The organism is Oceanisphaera sp. (genome assembly GCF_052084945.1).
In the GTDB taxonomy this organism is placed as follows: domain Bacteria; phylum Pseudomonadota; class Gammaproteobacteria; order Enterobacterales; family Aeromonadaceae; genus Oceanimonas.
In genome coordinates this window covers 1-12,599 of the sequence record NZ_JBQDEX010000084.1, presented here as the reverse complement: position 1 = coordinate 12,599, position 12,599 = coordinate 1, and the positions used below count along the sequence as shown (strand labels likewise).

Below are 12,599 nucleotides of genomic sequence, written 5' to 3'. Positions count from 1 at the left end.
AAAGGGGGCCACTACACCGACACGCTACGGGCTAATACTATTCATCACGGCGAGGGAGGTGACTCTGTTTCCTCTTTATACTGCATTTAGATAGATCGATTATTTAGTGTGTTTGGTATTATTATGGGTGGTATGTTTAGATATTGTCTGAGGAGAAGGCTAAATGAACTGGATATTTCTTGGGGTCGCAATTGTTGCAGAAGTGGTTGCGACCTCTAGCTTAAAAGCAAGTGCGGGCTTTACGAAGTTATGGCCCAGTCTGTTAGTGGTTATGGGGTATACCGCAGCTTTTTACTTTTTATCACTGACCCTAAAGGTGATTCCTGTTGGTCTTGCCTATGCAATCTGGGCGGGGGTTGGAATCGTATTAATTTCTTTAGCAGGCTGGCTTATATTTGGTCAGAAGCTGGATCTAGCAAGTGTGATTGGGATGGCGCTGATCATAACTGGCGTAGTGGTTATCAACGTATTTTCAAGAGTTAGCGTACCTTAGCATTTTAAAAGTAATGCCTAAGACAAACCCGTGATTGTGAGCTTTAATACTCTTTCACCTTGGTTACATCCCTCCATTTTTACCACTGGTCATTACTTCTTCTCAACTGACTCAAAACAACGTTAACACATATAAGCTCATGAGATAAGTCTGAAAGCTGTAGGAGTCACTTGGCATAGAGCTGGGGCATAACAATATCATTAACTATACTCTATAATTAAAAATGGCATTGTTTATCCACTCTATATTTATGGCTGGCTTTTATGACGAATAATCCTGATAAGACCATCAGTGAAGCAAGGTTTCAAAGGCTTTTTGCTGATACGCAATCGATGTCTATACAAGGCTATCGCGTTGACGGGTCGGTCGTATATTGGAATGCCGCCTCAGAAAGAATTTATGGGTACTCTGCCAGTGAAGTGCAGGGGAAAACCCTCTATGATTTAATTATTCCTCAAGAGATGTTGGGTGATACTAAAAGAGCGGTTGCCTTGATGTTTGCTAATAAGCAAGCTGTACCATCGGCACGGTTGAACCTGAAACACAAAAATGGCAGCACGGTTCCCGTGTATTCTAGTCATACAGTGGTGTCGTTACCAAACGATGAGACTATCATGTTTTGTATGGATGCCGATCTGCGGGAGCTGGAAGTGGCAGAGGCTGAGGTGCAACGTCTTTACTACTATGATTCGCTAACGGGCTTACCTAATCGACGTTTAATATTAGAGCGTATTGCGAGCGCTATGCGCCACGTTAACAGTGACTGCCCGTGTGCTGCATTATTGATTGTTGATGTTGACAGCTTTCATAGTATCAATGACAGCTTAGGTTATAGCCATGGCGATAAAGTACTGATCAATATTGCCAAGGTGTTGCAGCAATATCGCTCTGCAACCGATGAACTTGCCCGCTTAGGAAAAGATGAGTTTGCTTTATTTTTACCCTGTGTTGCCTCGTCACCTGGTGCAGCAGCAGCGGAAGCTGAGCGACTGGCAACCACCATTATTAATACCCTAAAAATGTCGGTGGTCTTAGAAGGTAAGGCGCATCATTTGATGGCTTGTATTGGTATTGCTTTATTTGATCGGCCTAATCACTTATCGAGTGAGGAGCTGTTACGCCAAGCAAATATTGCATTAAAAATGGCGAAGCGCTCTAAGAAAAATAAGATACGCTTTTTTGATAAAAAAATGGAGCTAATGGTCAAAGAGCGTTTGAAAATTTCACAGGCACTCAACTGTGCAATTCAAAATAATGAGCTTGCGTTAGCTTTGCAGCCACAAGTGAATGCACAACGCGAGCTAGTGAGCTTTGAAGCGTTACTGCGCTGGCAGCACCCAGAGTTAGGGGTGGTTTCTCCCCTTGATTTTATTCCTATTGCTGAGGCAACAGGCAGTATTATCAGTATGGGAGACTGGGTGTTGGAGCAAAGCTGTTACAGGCTGGTGCGCTGGAGCTCTCAAAAAACTTATGAAGATATGAGTATTTCAGTCAATGTCAGCCCAGTTCAGTTTCGCAGTGGTCATTTTATTCAACGCGTGCAGAGTATTCTGGATAAAACTGGAGCAAACCCGAGGAAGTTACGCTTTGAGCTAACCGAAAACCTCATGGTTGACGACATAGATTTTGTTGTTAAACAAATGGAAAGCTTGCGTAGGCTGGGGATATCAATTTCTTTGGATGATTTTGGGACTGGCTATGCATCTCTTGCATATTTAACGCGTTTGCCCCTTGATGAATTAAAAGTTGATCGGGTATTTGTAAATAATTTAAATGAGAAAAAGCAAGGTGCACTGTTGGCCCAGACGATTATTAGCTTAGGCCGTAACATGAATTTGATGGTTATAGCAGAGGGAGTTGAAACGCAGGAGCAATTTGAGCGCTTGCGAAGTATGGGGTGTGAATATTTTCAAGGTTACTTGTTTGGTAAGCCAACCATTGAGTCTGATTTTTAATTGGCTGTTCACTCATATTAGTAAACATGGCGATGAATGATTCATCGCCATGTTTTTTATCAGCTGCTAGCGTACAACATGCAAGAAATGCATATGGTGCTCATATTGATCAATGATGTCTTCAATTACTTCCTCTTTAGACCAACCCATAATGTCGTAATCTTGGCCACCTTCCGTTAAGTGCACTTCGGCACGGAAGTACTCTTGGTCATTATTCGTTTTGCTTGTGTCCTCAGCCTCATTATTGGGGCGCACATAGGCTCGAGGATGCACTTCATATACAAAATTGGCTTCATCGGTATGCTGCACCTCTAATTTTATCTGCTTTGCAACGTGGTTGTTAATAATGGCGGTGTGATAGCCTTGCTTACGCAGTTCCTCAGCCACAGCTTCAAATGCGGCCAATACTACCTCATCAATAAAGCGATTAACGTGAGAACGACGGGGAAACATAACAATACCGCGTAAACGTCGCTGCCAACCCCCTTCGCTTTGTTGTTGGCGGGGTGGATGATGCACGGCACTTTGCTGACGCAGCACCCGCTTGGTGGAGTCGGTATCTAGGGCTTTTATTAAGCCCCAAAATGCAATTAGTAAGATCACCGAAAAGGGCAGGGCACTGACCAAGGTTGCGGTTTGTAGCGCATTTAAGCCATCACTCATTAATAGCGCAATGGCGACAACACCAGTGGAAGAGGCCCAAAAAATACGTTGCCATACCGGAGTGCGGGTTTTGCCACCCGATGCCAGCATGTCTACTACTAATGAACCGGAATCTGCTGAGGTAATAAAAAACAGCATCACCATAATAATGGCAATAAATGATAACAAAGATGAAAACGGAAAATGTTCTAAAAAGGCGAATAGCGCTAAAGAGCTATCGGCTTGTATAGTGTCAGCTAGGCTAGTAATGCCTTGTTCCATAATCATATGAATAGAGGTATTACCAAATACCGTCATCCATAAAAAGATAAAGCCCGATGGTACTAATAAAATACCTACCACAAATTGACGAATGCTGCGCCCACGAGAGACACGGGCAATAAACATGCCGACAAAAGGTGACCAAGAAATCCACCAGCCCCAGTAAAACACTGTCCAGCCGCCTAGCCAGTCAGTTTTGTCGTACGCATAAAGAGTAAAGGTCTTGCTCACTATATCCGAGAGGTAACCACCGGTATTTTCAACAAAGCTTTCTAAAAGCAATGCGGTAGGGCCAAAAATAAGTACTAATACCAGCAAGCAAACTGCTAAAAACAGGTTGGTTTCAGAGAGAATTTTTACGCCTTTATCTAAGCCTGATACTACAGACAGCGTGGCCAAGGCGGTAATGCCAACAATCAGTAAAGATTGCATATTGGCATTAATGGGCATATCAAATAAGTAATTTAGGCCACTGTTAATTTGCAACACGCCATAACCGAGTGTGGTGGCAATACCCAGTACGGTACTGATGATGGCGAAAATATCGACAGCATGACCAATAGGGCCGTAAATGCGCTCACCAATAAAGGGGTACAAGGCCGAGCGCAGGGTTAGCGGTAAGCCATGGCGATACGAGAAAAAAGCTAAAATTAATGCCACTGCAGCATATAAAGCCCATACATGTAACCCCCAATGGAAGAAGGTGATTTTAATGGCTTCGCGGGCTGCAGCAATGGTACCGGGTTCACCAGTTGGCGGAGTAAGAAAGTGCATCACAGGCTCAGCCACGCCAAAAAACATTAAGCCAATCCCCATGCCAGCAGAAAACAGCATGGCAAACCAAGAGGTATTGCTGTAATCAGGCTCACTATGATCGGGCCCAAGCTTAATGTCGCCGTAACGGCTAGCGGCCATAAACACTGTGCCGATTAGCGTAAGCGCTAAGGTAAGAATGTAAAACCAGCTAACACTGTCCACAATCCAGCTTTGGGCTTGATTAAAGAGTTGTTGGGATTTTTGCGGGAAAACACCCACAAATAGCACTAATAAAATAATCAGTAATGCGGAAGTATAAAAAACAGGCGGGTTAATGGTGCCACTGTTAGTGTGTGGCTGGTCCGTATCCATAGGGAGTCCTAAGCGCGGTTGCTCGCAGCTTTAAGTAAGTCAAATTAGCGGCGTACCATACACTACTTTGGTAACAAAAGGGATCTTTGTAACTCACCTTACGAAGTATAAGGTGTCATGCCGATTAAAATTGAGGCACAAAATTAGGCTTGAGTGCTCTAAAATTATATATGCTGAGAGCCGTTAGTTAATGCAGACGTAATTTTACCTTTGCACAGAGGTGGGGTAGGATCGAGTATCTAAGAAAAGTATAAATATAATCGCTCTTATTAGTGGTTGCTTGTTATATACAATTGAGTGATTGTGCTAAGAGAATGTACCTTTATATACCGTATTGACCTGTAAAAAGTAGGAGCATATTAATGGAGTGGATTGAGTCAGCAGAAGAGATTTTAGAGGGGGGGAAATGGTGGTTTTTCCCAGTTTTTTTGATAGCGGGCCTGCTGATTATTAATCTGGTGCTAAGAGTGGTGCTCAGTTTTCTCTGGAAAAGAGATAAGCCTGAGGTAAAGGTGTGGCGCAGCGCCATTTTTAATGCCATTAGCTCCCCCCTACGCACCTCTATTTGGCTGCTTGGGGTTATTATTGCCATACGGCATTATTTTCCTCCAGGGCATGGCTATCCGGTACTCGATAAGGTGAATCCGGTAGCCCAAGAAGTTTTATTTGTCTTCTTAATTGGTTGGTTTTTGTTCAGCTTAATCAACCGAGTGGAAGAAAACTATTTTAAGCGTGCCAGTGTGCAAGGCGCTTATGTTGACCGCACAGTTGCATCGGCGGTTAAAAAACTGGCGACTATTATTGCATTTTTAATCGTCGCGCTGGGCGTATTTCAGGCGCTAGGCCTGTCTATTGCAGGTTTGCTTGCCTTTGGTGGTACTGCAGGTATTGCGGTGGGCTTTGCTGCTCAAAACTTAGTGTCTAACTTTTTTGGTGGTTTAACGATATTTGCTAGCCGAATTTTTAAGCTAGGTGATGATATTATTCTTAAAAGTAGCGGTTTATCGGGCACGGTTGTACACATTGGCTGGCGTTCAACCACTATTGCTGGCTGGGACGGTAAGCGTATTTATGTACCCAACTCTATTTTTAATACAGAAAATTTAATCAACCACTCTCGTCTTGCGCATCGTACGCTCTCACAAGATGTTTTGTTAAGCTATGGTGATTACGACAAGATCAAAGAGGTGGTTGCACAAGGTAATGACTTTTTGGCCACGCGTGACGACTTGGACTATTTTGTGTTTGATTTTAGTGAGTTTGGTGATAAAGCACTGAAGCTAAATATTTATGCCTGGGTACGCTCAACGGGCGGCAACAGTTTTGTTCCTTATGCTGACTTTGCAAAAGCGCAGGGAGAGATTTTAATGGGGATTGCAGATATTGCGCGCACTAAAGGGTGTAAGATTTTGCCGCAGAACCATGTATTATTAAAAAATGATCCTACATATGACGCCGATATGCAGATGAACCACTAATCTGATTGGCAATTAAGAGCCCTCACCCTGAGGGCTCATTTTAGTGGGGCTAAGCTGGCTCTTGCTTAGGGTTAAAAGTTGCTAACCTACTGTTCCGCCGTTATTTTATGCCATGACCCACCGCTTAATATTTGTCCATAACATGAACAATATAGCCTAGGTGTTGCTGTTAGCTTGCTTATTACCAATAATTTTGCTAATGATGGTGGTAAGTTCAGGTTTGGCTTTAGTGATATAGGTTGTAAGCTGGCTTTTAATAAGGGGTAACATAAGCAAATTGAGTATGTTATTAATTAGCATCGAATATAAAGTAGTATAGCAGTACTTTATTATGTAAGAAGTGAGGTAATTAATATGATAAACAAAGAAATAGAAAGAAAATTTCTTGTAAGTCAGGTACCCGAAAGCGATTTAGTTGATGGTGTTTTATTTAGGCAGGGTTACATAGTTACCAATAATAAAGTATTAGTTCAGGTGTCTGTGAGTGACAATAAAGGGCACTTCACCATTGAGTCTGGTAAAAAAGACCGCGGTGGGCAGTATTTTTCGTATCCTATTCCCATCGATCAAGCCTACTTAATGATCGAGCAATTAACTGATTCTGAAGATAAAGAGCACGGTTATTTACACACGGCGGATGATATTTCTATTCGTATACGAGTGGCGGACGATCAGGCGTTTTTGACCATAAAAGGTCCTCGAATAGGCTTGTCTTGTTTAGAAGTTGAGTTTGCTATTCCAATGATTGATGGAGTGTCTATACTCGACAGTGTTGCTGATGCCAAGCAAATACACAAAGTGCGTTATACTAAAATGTTTAACGATTTTGCCTTTGAGTTAGACGTGTTTGACTTAAACAACAAAGGGCTGATCTTGGTTGAAGTGGAACTTGAAGACGAAAATATACAAGTTGATGCTTACCCAGAAGGTTGGGTAATGAAAGAAGTAGCAGATAAAAAATACAGCAATAGCTACTTGGCATTACATCCGTACTTTAAATGGGAAGATAAGCCCAAGTGCTTGATTGTTAGCTAGTTATTAATAAATATAAGGCTAGGTGATACCGTTTTTCGCCTAGCCTATTGCGTTTTCTTACCTTTGCTTTGCAAGCAATAAGCCGTGCTACTTAGTGAGATCGGGCACATCGCTTTTATTGATATCTTCTTGATGCATCTTTTCTTTAGCCCATTGCTTATCTTCAGCATCTGCGCTGAGTTCACTATCGCCATTGTGCTTATTAGGTTTAAAACTTAAGCGGCTTAGTAGTGCAAAATGATCTGATCCGGTTAGCTTTAAACGCTGTAATTGACTCACCCGAAAGTGCTCGCTATGAAACAAATGGTCAAGCGGCCAGCGAATAAACCAATGTTCGGCATGAAAAGTATTAAACATACCGCGCCCAATACGAGGGTCAAGCAAACCACTGATTTTTCTAAATAAGCGCGTAGTGGGTGACCAAGCAACATCGTTAAGATCGCCGGCGACAATAACAGGTAACTCGGTATCTGCCACTTGGTGTGCTACGGCCAGCAGCTCTGCATCACGCTCGCTTGATGCTTCATTTTCAGTAGGGCTGGGCGGTGCGGGGTGAACAAAGTGGGTAATAATCTGGTTACCACAGGGTAACTCTACTAAACAGTGCATAGAGGGCACATCGTCTTGCACTAAATATTCAATAGTGCTGTTTTTAAGCTCCAAGCGAGAGTAGACATGCATACCGTATAGGTTATCGAGTGGGCACTTTATGGTATGAGGGTAGTCGGCTTCTAATACTTCTAGCTGTTGCTGCCACCAGTGATTGGACTCAAGAGTCACCAATATATCGGGTTGGTGGCGCTGTACTAATTCAATAAGACACTCGGCATGCTTGTTAGTGGCCAGCACATTTGATGATAAAATAGTAATGGATTCTTGGCCATGTGCTCTTGTGGTCGCTTTTACTTCTATGGGGTGAAAACGCGTGTAGGGCAGGATCCACCAGCCATGATATAGCAGATAGGCCACATTGAGTGCCAATATACCTAAGCCATTAGCGCTAGAGAGATCGAGTCGCCATAAAGCAAGTAGAACAATGGTTAAAATAAGATAAAAAAATTGCACTCGAGGAAAGTCTAACCCTCTTACCCACCAAGCTTCGCAGCGCCATACTGGCAATAAAGTGATGACGGTACTTAATAGGGTTGCGAGGATAAATAGCGTCAATTCCATAGGTAATGTGACTCTTGTAAGGGCGAATAATAGGTAAACACACAGTATCACTAGCAATGGAATGATAGCATAAGTTATCTAGATAAGAATGAGGCCGCCGGGGGTAATGGCAGCGCTGCATTAATCAATTGTTATAACGTAGGAATAGAGATGTATCACACAGTGTTTGTTATGCGTACGGCATTGGGAAGTTTATTGTTGAGCGTATTATTATTGGGCTGCGGTAAAACGGATGAGCGCAATAGCGATAATGGCGTGGGAGTAGTGCAAGTTGACACCTTAACCGCCACGGTTACCGCCACAGCTTATACCTTAGCTGAAGATGAAACAAAAAAGGGCAATATAGGGTTAGCCGCTTGGGGAGACATGTTGGTACCAGGGATGAAAGCCATCGCTGTATCTCGCGATTTAATTGATCAAGGGTTAACGCATAATACCCAAGTAGAAATTGCGGGTTTTGAAGGCAAGTATCGAGTATTAGATAAAATGAATAAACGCTGGCGTGATAAAATCGATATTTTAATGTTAGATAAAAAGCAGGCGAGAGCATGGGGGAAGCGGCCAGTTGAAATTACATGGCAAGTACCGGTAACGGATGATCTCCTTGAGTAATTGCCTGCCGACTGTTTAATTAATAGCGGTTTTGATGACAAAAATACGCCGTTTAGCCCACGGTAATTGGCGTAGAGACTCTGAGCCTGTCCCGCCGTGATAAATCGTATTAGCCTAACGAACATCCAGTGAATGTTCGCAGTAGGCTGATACGATGAATGTGATTAGCCCGTAGCGTGTCGATAGAGAATGTTCTTTGTTCGGCTTTAGGCAGTGCAAACTGACTACTTATTTAATACGGTTGGTATTATTGAACCGCAGTGGTGTCTACCGACACACCGCGTTCTTTAAATACTTGTTTGGCCACGGTCAGCGCATTAATCACGCTCGGAAAACCCGTGTAAGGCAGCAAGTGCATAATACAGCCGATAATTTCTTCGGGTGTTAAGCCCACGGTTAAGCCGGTTTTTATGTGCATGGCAATTTGTGGTTTGCCCTGAGCGACTAAGGCTGTAATGGTCGCTAATACTTTTTGCTTATTGTCTAACCCTGGGCGCGAATAAATACCACCAAAGGCAAACTCCACTACGTATTTTTGCAAGTCAGGGGCAATGTCGGCAAAGGCAGCACCTATATCCATGTCTCCGGTAGGGTTATCGTCTGGGGAGGCGGTGAGCTCTTGAATTTTTTTAATACCTTGTTGATACAGATCGTCTGACACGGTTAAGTCTCCTTAAGTTTTTGATTACGTTAAATTTAATATACCAAATTTTAACTTACTTATGGCCAAGGGTACCTAAACCCCGGTGTTTTTTACAGGCGATGCGGGTGCTGCAATGAGATAGTGAGAAAATCCACTGAAAATGGCAGTTATCTGCGGCATATCCATATGAACAACTCCCACTAAATACTGCGCATTTTGAAGGAGTTTCTAAAAATAGCCTAAGCTACTTTTTCAGGCTGGTTCCCAGCCTTTACTGCTAATCCTAGTGCCCAATTCAGATTGACTTGCGCACTGGCTACGTCTCGGGGCTTTTCACAACCGCACGGACATGAGTGCCAACGCTCTGCCAAGGTCTTTTTCTTCTTAACACCGCAATCTGGGCACGTTTGACTCGGTTTAACTTTCTGAGTCGGCACCATCACCCACTCAATACCAGTTTCTTCCGCTTTGTATTTCAGAAAATTAATGGTCATGGCTGGCGCTGTATTGAGGATTTCTCGGTTCAGGCCCGCTTTTTGCTTTACCATTTTTCCATGTTTATCGGCAGTGCCTTTGGCACTGCGTGTCATATTCTTTACGGTCAGTTTTTCTGTGGAAATGAGAGCAGCAATTTTGACCAGTTTTGCCGTTTCTTTGTGGGTAAAGTCGAGGCGCTGACGGGCGATCTTTTGGTGTAACTTTGCGAGCTGGTATTTTAACTTACGATGGTGGCGCGTCCCTTTCCTCACCAGTGCCAAGTCGCGCTGCAACTTGGTCATTCGCTCTCGGCTTTGACTTAAATAGCGGGGGTTTGCTACTTGCTCGAAATGACCATCATGATCGACAGTCGAAAGATAATGAGACACGCCCCAATCCACGCCGATCCCTTTGGTGCCACTCTTTCGTTCAATGGAAGGGTATTCCATTGAAACAGAGAGGAGCCATTCACCATTTTTACGGATAACCTCTGCCGTTTTCGGGATACCACCTTCGTTTCTGGCTTTACCTCTGATCTTAACGATACCGACATTCGCCAGATAAACCGCGCCATGCTTCTTTTCTTTTAGGTGAAGCTTCCAGCCATCACCGTGAGTTTTATATCCCCAGCCTTTAAAGCGCTGAAAGGGCTTAAAGCGAGGGAACCCCGCTTTTCTATCACCTTGTTCTAAACGTCGAAAGAAGCCCTCAAAGGCCAATGAAACTCGCTTTAGCGTAACTTGCTCACTCTGAGCATTAGCGTTTAAAAGGCGATGTTGCTTCCGATTGCTGCGCCAGAGGGTGTTTATTTTGCACTGTTCAGAAAAACTAAGGCCATAGTGAAACTGCCGATAAGTTTCGATTCGATCACGCAAAGCCCAGTTATATAACTGGTGATGGTGAATAAGCATATCCATCAGCGACTCTTCCTGAGAATCGGATGGATACAGCTTATAAGTAACTTTTCGGATGATTTTAGTCATGCATTCGATTGTATTAAGTTACTATGAAAAAACAAGCCATGAACACGCTGTATCACAGTACTTACAACATTCATTATCATTTAGTTCTTGTAACTAAATACCGTCATCGGAGCATCACTTCCGACATTGCTACGTACCTAGAGGTTCAGTACAAAGGCTGCTAGAAACTTGGGATTGCGAGCTTTTAGAGTGTAATGGTGAGCCAGATCACCTTCATCTTTTAATATCAGCAAACCCCAAGATACAACCAAGTAAAATGGTGAATAGTTTAAAAACAGCCACTTCCAGACTGGTAAGAAAGGAGTTTTCCGAACACTTAGGTAAGTTTTACTGGAAGCCAGTTTTTTACAGCAGGAGTTATTGTTTAGTTAGCTGCGGAGGTGCGCCACTTGAAATTGTGAAGCAGTATTTAGAGCAGTAGGAAGGGTTTAATTAACGCCACCACTTCGTGGTGTGCGCCTTTCATCACCTAAATTACTCGCTTAGACTCGCAGATTTAGATGGCGCACTTGGCGCTATTTGGTAGAATACGCCTCAACTAGCATTTAGCTGTGATGGCTAAATGATGAACAATAGAAATTCTGTAGGAACACCGATGAAAAAGACCTTCACGTTAACGCACCCTAAACTGAAACCTGCTCGTTTAGTGGATGCGATTAAGTATGAAATTAAAAAATATTTTAAAAGAGAGCGTAATAAGCAACTGCCCACCGGCGCAGACTACTGGGCGTTTGACTGTCGCTTTGGGACGTCTGAAGCTGAGGCCGAACAGGTGTTTCCTTCTGACATTAATAAGCAAATTGACGCCGCCGTTGCGCAAGGTGCCACTGAGTTTTATGTCGAGATTATTGCTAAAGCCGCTGAATACGGTGCTCGCCCAACCATCATTGAAGACGAACAAGACTAGTCTTCAACATTCCGACAATATCAGTGGCCAAGCGTTAACCCAAAGCCTGCCGAGGTAGGTGCCACAGGCTACAAAGCTATTGTTGACAGATAAAGCAATGGCGTTAATAAACAGAGTAAGGCATAAAATCACTGTCGATATTTATGCCTAAGTGCACCAAGAGCACTCTTTGAGTCTATTAGCGAAACCGTCGCCATTATCGTCCTCGTACCATGCTTGTTTATGCCACTGTAAATATTTATTGTAAAATATAATCAATGCTCTCCTATACCAGTAAAATACTGGTATATTCTTGCCTCGTTTTTTGACTGTAGCGACTCTACAGAGGAACTTTTATGCATTTTTCATCTTTAGATTTGGCCTCAGAGCTGCAACGCGCTCTAGTTGAATGTGGCTACAGTGCGATGACCCCCGTACAAGAGCAGGCGATAGTGCCTGCCCGTCGGGGCAGAGATTTACAGGTAACGGCGCAAACCGGTACCGGTAAAACAGCCGCCTTTGCGGTGCCTATTTTACAACGTATGTTAGATAAGCCAAAAACAGCCATCGCCCATAAGCCGCGTACTTTAATACTTACGCCTACACGAGAGCTGGCTGAGCAATTAGGGGATGCTATTGGCGCCTATGCGCAGTTTTTGCCGATCACGGTGACGGCCTTGTATGGTGGCGTAAAAATGGGCGGCCAAGCTAACAAGCTAAAAGCTGGGGTAGAGGTGGTTATAACCACTCCTGGGCGTTTGTTAGAGCACTTAACCTTGGGCAATATTAGCTTAAGTGACGTGGAGTTTGTG

General features: G+C 43.5%; 13 protein-coding genes. 9 read left to right on the top strand and 4 right to left on the bottom strand.

What is annotated here, in order from left to right; genetic code table 11:
* Nucleotides 1–163: 163 nt before the first annotated feature.
* Both ACTHY5_RS08615 and ACTHY5_RS08610 read left to right on the top strand, forming a co-directional pair.
* Entirely contained in the window at nucleotides 164–493 is a 330-nt protein-coding gene (locus tag ACTHY5_RS08615; RefSeq protein ID WP_441878717.1) for an SMR family transporter, read from the top strand.
* Nucleotides 494–756: 263 nt separating this feature from the next.
* Nucleotides 757–2,448, top strand: a complete 1,692-nt coding sequence (locus ACTHY5_RS08610; protein WP_441878715.1) for an EAL domain-containing protein — start codon at nucleotides 757–759, stop codon at nucleotides 2,446–2,448.
* Between the two features lie 66 nt (nucleotides 2,449–2,514).
* Here ACTHY5_RS08610 and ACTHY5_RS08605 read toward each other — a convergent pair whose 3' ends face one another.
* On the bottom strand, nucleotides 2,515–4,500 hold the full coding sequence (locus tag ACTHY5_RS08605) for a BCCT family transporter (protein ID WP_441878713.1): 1,986 nt from the start codon (nucleotides 4,498–4,500) through the stop codon (nucleotides 2,515–2,517).
* Between the two features lie 362 nt (nucleotides 4,501–4,862).
* Here ACTHY5_RS08605 and ACTHY5_RS08600 point away from each other — a divergent pair, with 362 nt between their 5' ends.
* Together ACTHY5_RS08600 and ACTHY5_RS08595 are read left to right on the top strand one after the other, a co-directional pair.
* Entirely contained in the window at nucleotides 4,863–5,978 is a 1,116-nt protein-coding gene (locus ACTHY5_RS08600; RefSeq protein ID WP_441878711.1) for a mechanosensitive ion channel family protein, read from the top strand.
* 354 nt (nucleotides 5,979–6,332) lie between these two features.
* Entirely contained in the window at nucleotides 6,333–7,013 is a 681-nt protein-coding gene (locus ACTHY5_RS08595) for a CYTH domain-containing protein (protein ID WP_441878709.1), read from the top strand.
* Nucleotides 7,014–7,100: 87 nt separating this feature from the next.
* Here ACTHY5_RS08595 and ACTHY5_RS08590 read toward each other — a convergent pair whose 3' ends face one another.
* Nucleotides 7,101–8,186 (bottom strand): endonuclease/exonuclease/phosphatase family protein, encoded by a 1,086-nt coding sequence (locus ACTHY5_RS08590; RefSeq protein WP_441878707.1) that lies wholly within the window; start codon nucleotides 8,184–8,186, stop codon nucleotides 7,101–7,103.
* 150 nt (nucleotides 8,187–8,336) lie between these two features.
* On the opposite strand from ACTHY5_RS08590, the gene ACTHY5_RS08585 reads away from it, so the two are divergent.
* Nucleotides 8,337–8,798, top strand: coding sequence for a 3D domain-containing protein (locus ACTHY5_RS08585; RefSeq protein WP_441878705.1), 462 nt, complete (start codon nucleotides 8,337–8,339; stop codon nucleotides 8,796–8,798).
* A gap of 247 nt (nucleotides 8,799–9,045) precedes the next feature.
* Here ACTHY5_RS08585 and ACTHY5_RS08580 read toward each other — a convergent pair whose 3' ends face one another.
* Nucleotides 9,046–9,459 (bottom strand): carboxymuconolactone decarboxylase family protein, encoded by a 414-nt coding sequence (locus ACTHY5_RS08580; protein ID WP_441878703.1) that lies wholly within the window; start codon nucleotides 9,457–9,459, stop codon nucleotides 9,046–9,048.
* Nucleotides 9,460–9,680: 221 nt separating this feature from the next.
* A complete protein-coding gene (locus tag ACTHY5_RS08575; RefSeq protein WP_441878701.1) occupies nucleotides 9,681–10,901 on the bottom strand; it encodes an RNA-guided endonuclease InsQ/TnpB family protein in 1,221 nt (406 codons plus the stop codon).
* A gap of 23 nt (nucleotides 10,902–10,924) precedes the next feature.
* Here ACTHY5_RS08575 and ACTHY5_RS08570 point away from each other — a divergent pair, with 23 nt between their 5' ends.
* From ACTHY5_RS08570 to ACTHY5_RS08555, 4 genes are all read left to right on the top strand, one after another.
* Nucleotides 10,925–11,065 carry a transposase gene (locus tag ACTHY5_RS08570; RefSeq protein WP_441878699.1) on the top strand — a complete coding sequence of 47 codons (141 nt, stop codon included), beginning with the start codon at nucleotides 10,925–10,927 and terminating at the stop codon, nucleotides 11,063–11,065.
* Complete coding sequence (gene tnpA / locus ACTHY5_RS08565; RefSeq protein ID WP_441878719.1) at nucleotides 10,999–11,322, top strand: IS200/IS605 family transposase; 324 nt, start codon at nucleotides 10,999–11,001, stop codon at nucleotides 11,320–11,322. The genes ACTHY5_RS08570 and tnpA overlap by 67 nt, the downstream gene beginning before the upstream one ends.
* A gap of 174 nt (nucleotides 11,323–11,496) precedes the next feature.
* Nucleotides 11,497–11,808, top strand: a complete 312-nt coding sequence (locus ACTHY5_RS08560; RefSeq protein ID WP_441878697.1) for a DUF6172 family protein — start codon at nucleotides 11,497–11,499, stop codon at nucleotides 11,806–11,808.
* A 335-nt stretch (nucleotides 11,809–12,143) separates the two neighbouring features.
* On the top strand, nucleotides 12,144–12,599 hold a 456-nt coding region (locus ACTHY5_RS08555; protein WP_441878695.1), incomplete at its 3' end, for a DEAD/DEAH box helicase.

What these genes read in the sequence shown, in the direction of transcription:
- ACTHY5_RS08615 (WP_441878717.1), top strand. Translation starts at nt 164, where the DNA reads ATGAACTGGATATTTCTTGGGGTCGCAATTGTTGCAGAAGTGGTTGCG.
- ACTHY5_RS08610 (WP_441878715.1), top strand. Translation starts at nt 757, where the DNA reads ATGACGAATAATCCTGATAAGACCATCAGTGAAGCAAGGTTTCAAAGG.
- ACTHY5_RS08575 (WP_441878701.1), bottom strand. Translation starts at nt 10,901, where the DNA reads ATGACTAAAATCATCCGAAAAGTTACTTATAAGCTGTATCCATCCGAT.
- ACTHY5_RS08595 (WP_441878709.1), top strand. Translation starts at nt 6,333, where the DNA reads ATGATAAACAAAGAAATAGAAAGAAAATTTCTTGTAAGTCAGGTACCC.
- ACTHY5_RS08585 (WP_441878705.1), top strand. Translation starts at nt 8,337, where the DNA reads ATGTATCACACAGTGTTTGTTATGCGTACGGCATTGGGAAGTTTATTG.
- ACTHY5_RS08560 (WP_441878697.1), top strand. Translation starts at nt 11,497, where the DNA reads ATGAAAAAGACCTTCACGTTAACGCACCCTAAACTGAAACCTGCTCGT.
- ACTHY5_RS08600 (WP_441878711.1), top strand. Translation starts at nt 4,863, where the DNA reads ATGGAGTGGATTGAGTCAGCAGAAGAGATTTTAGAGGGGGGGAAATGG.
- ACTHY5_RS08570 (WP_441878699.1), top strand. Translation starts at nt 10,925, where the DNA reads ATGAAAAAACAAGCCATGAACACGCTGTATCACAGTACTTACAACATT.
- ACTHY5_RS08590 (WP_441878707.1), bottom strand. Translation starts at nt 8,186, where the DNA reads ATGGAATTGACGCTATTTATCCTCGCAACCCTATTAAGTACCGTCATC.
- ACTHY5_RS08605 (WP_441878713.1), bottom strand. Translation starts at nt 4,500, where the DNA reads ATGGATACGGACCAGCCACACACTAACAGTGGCACCATTAACCCGCCT.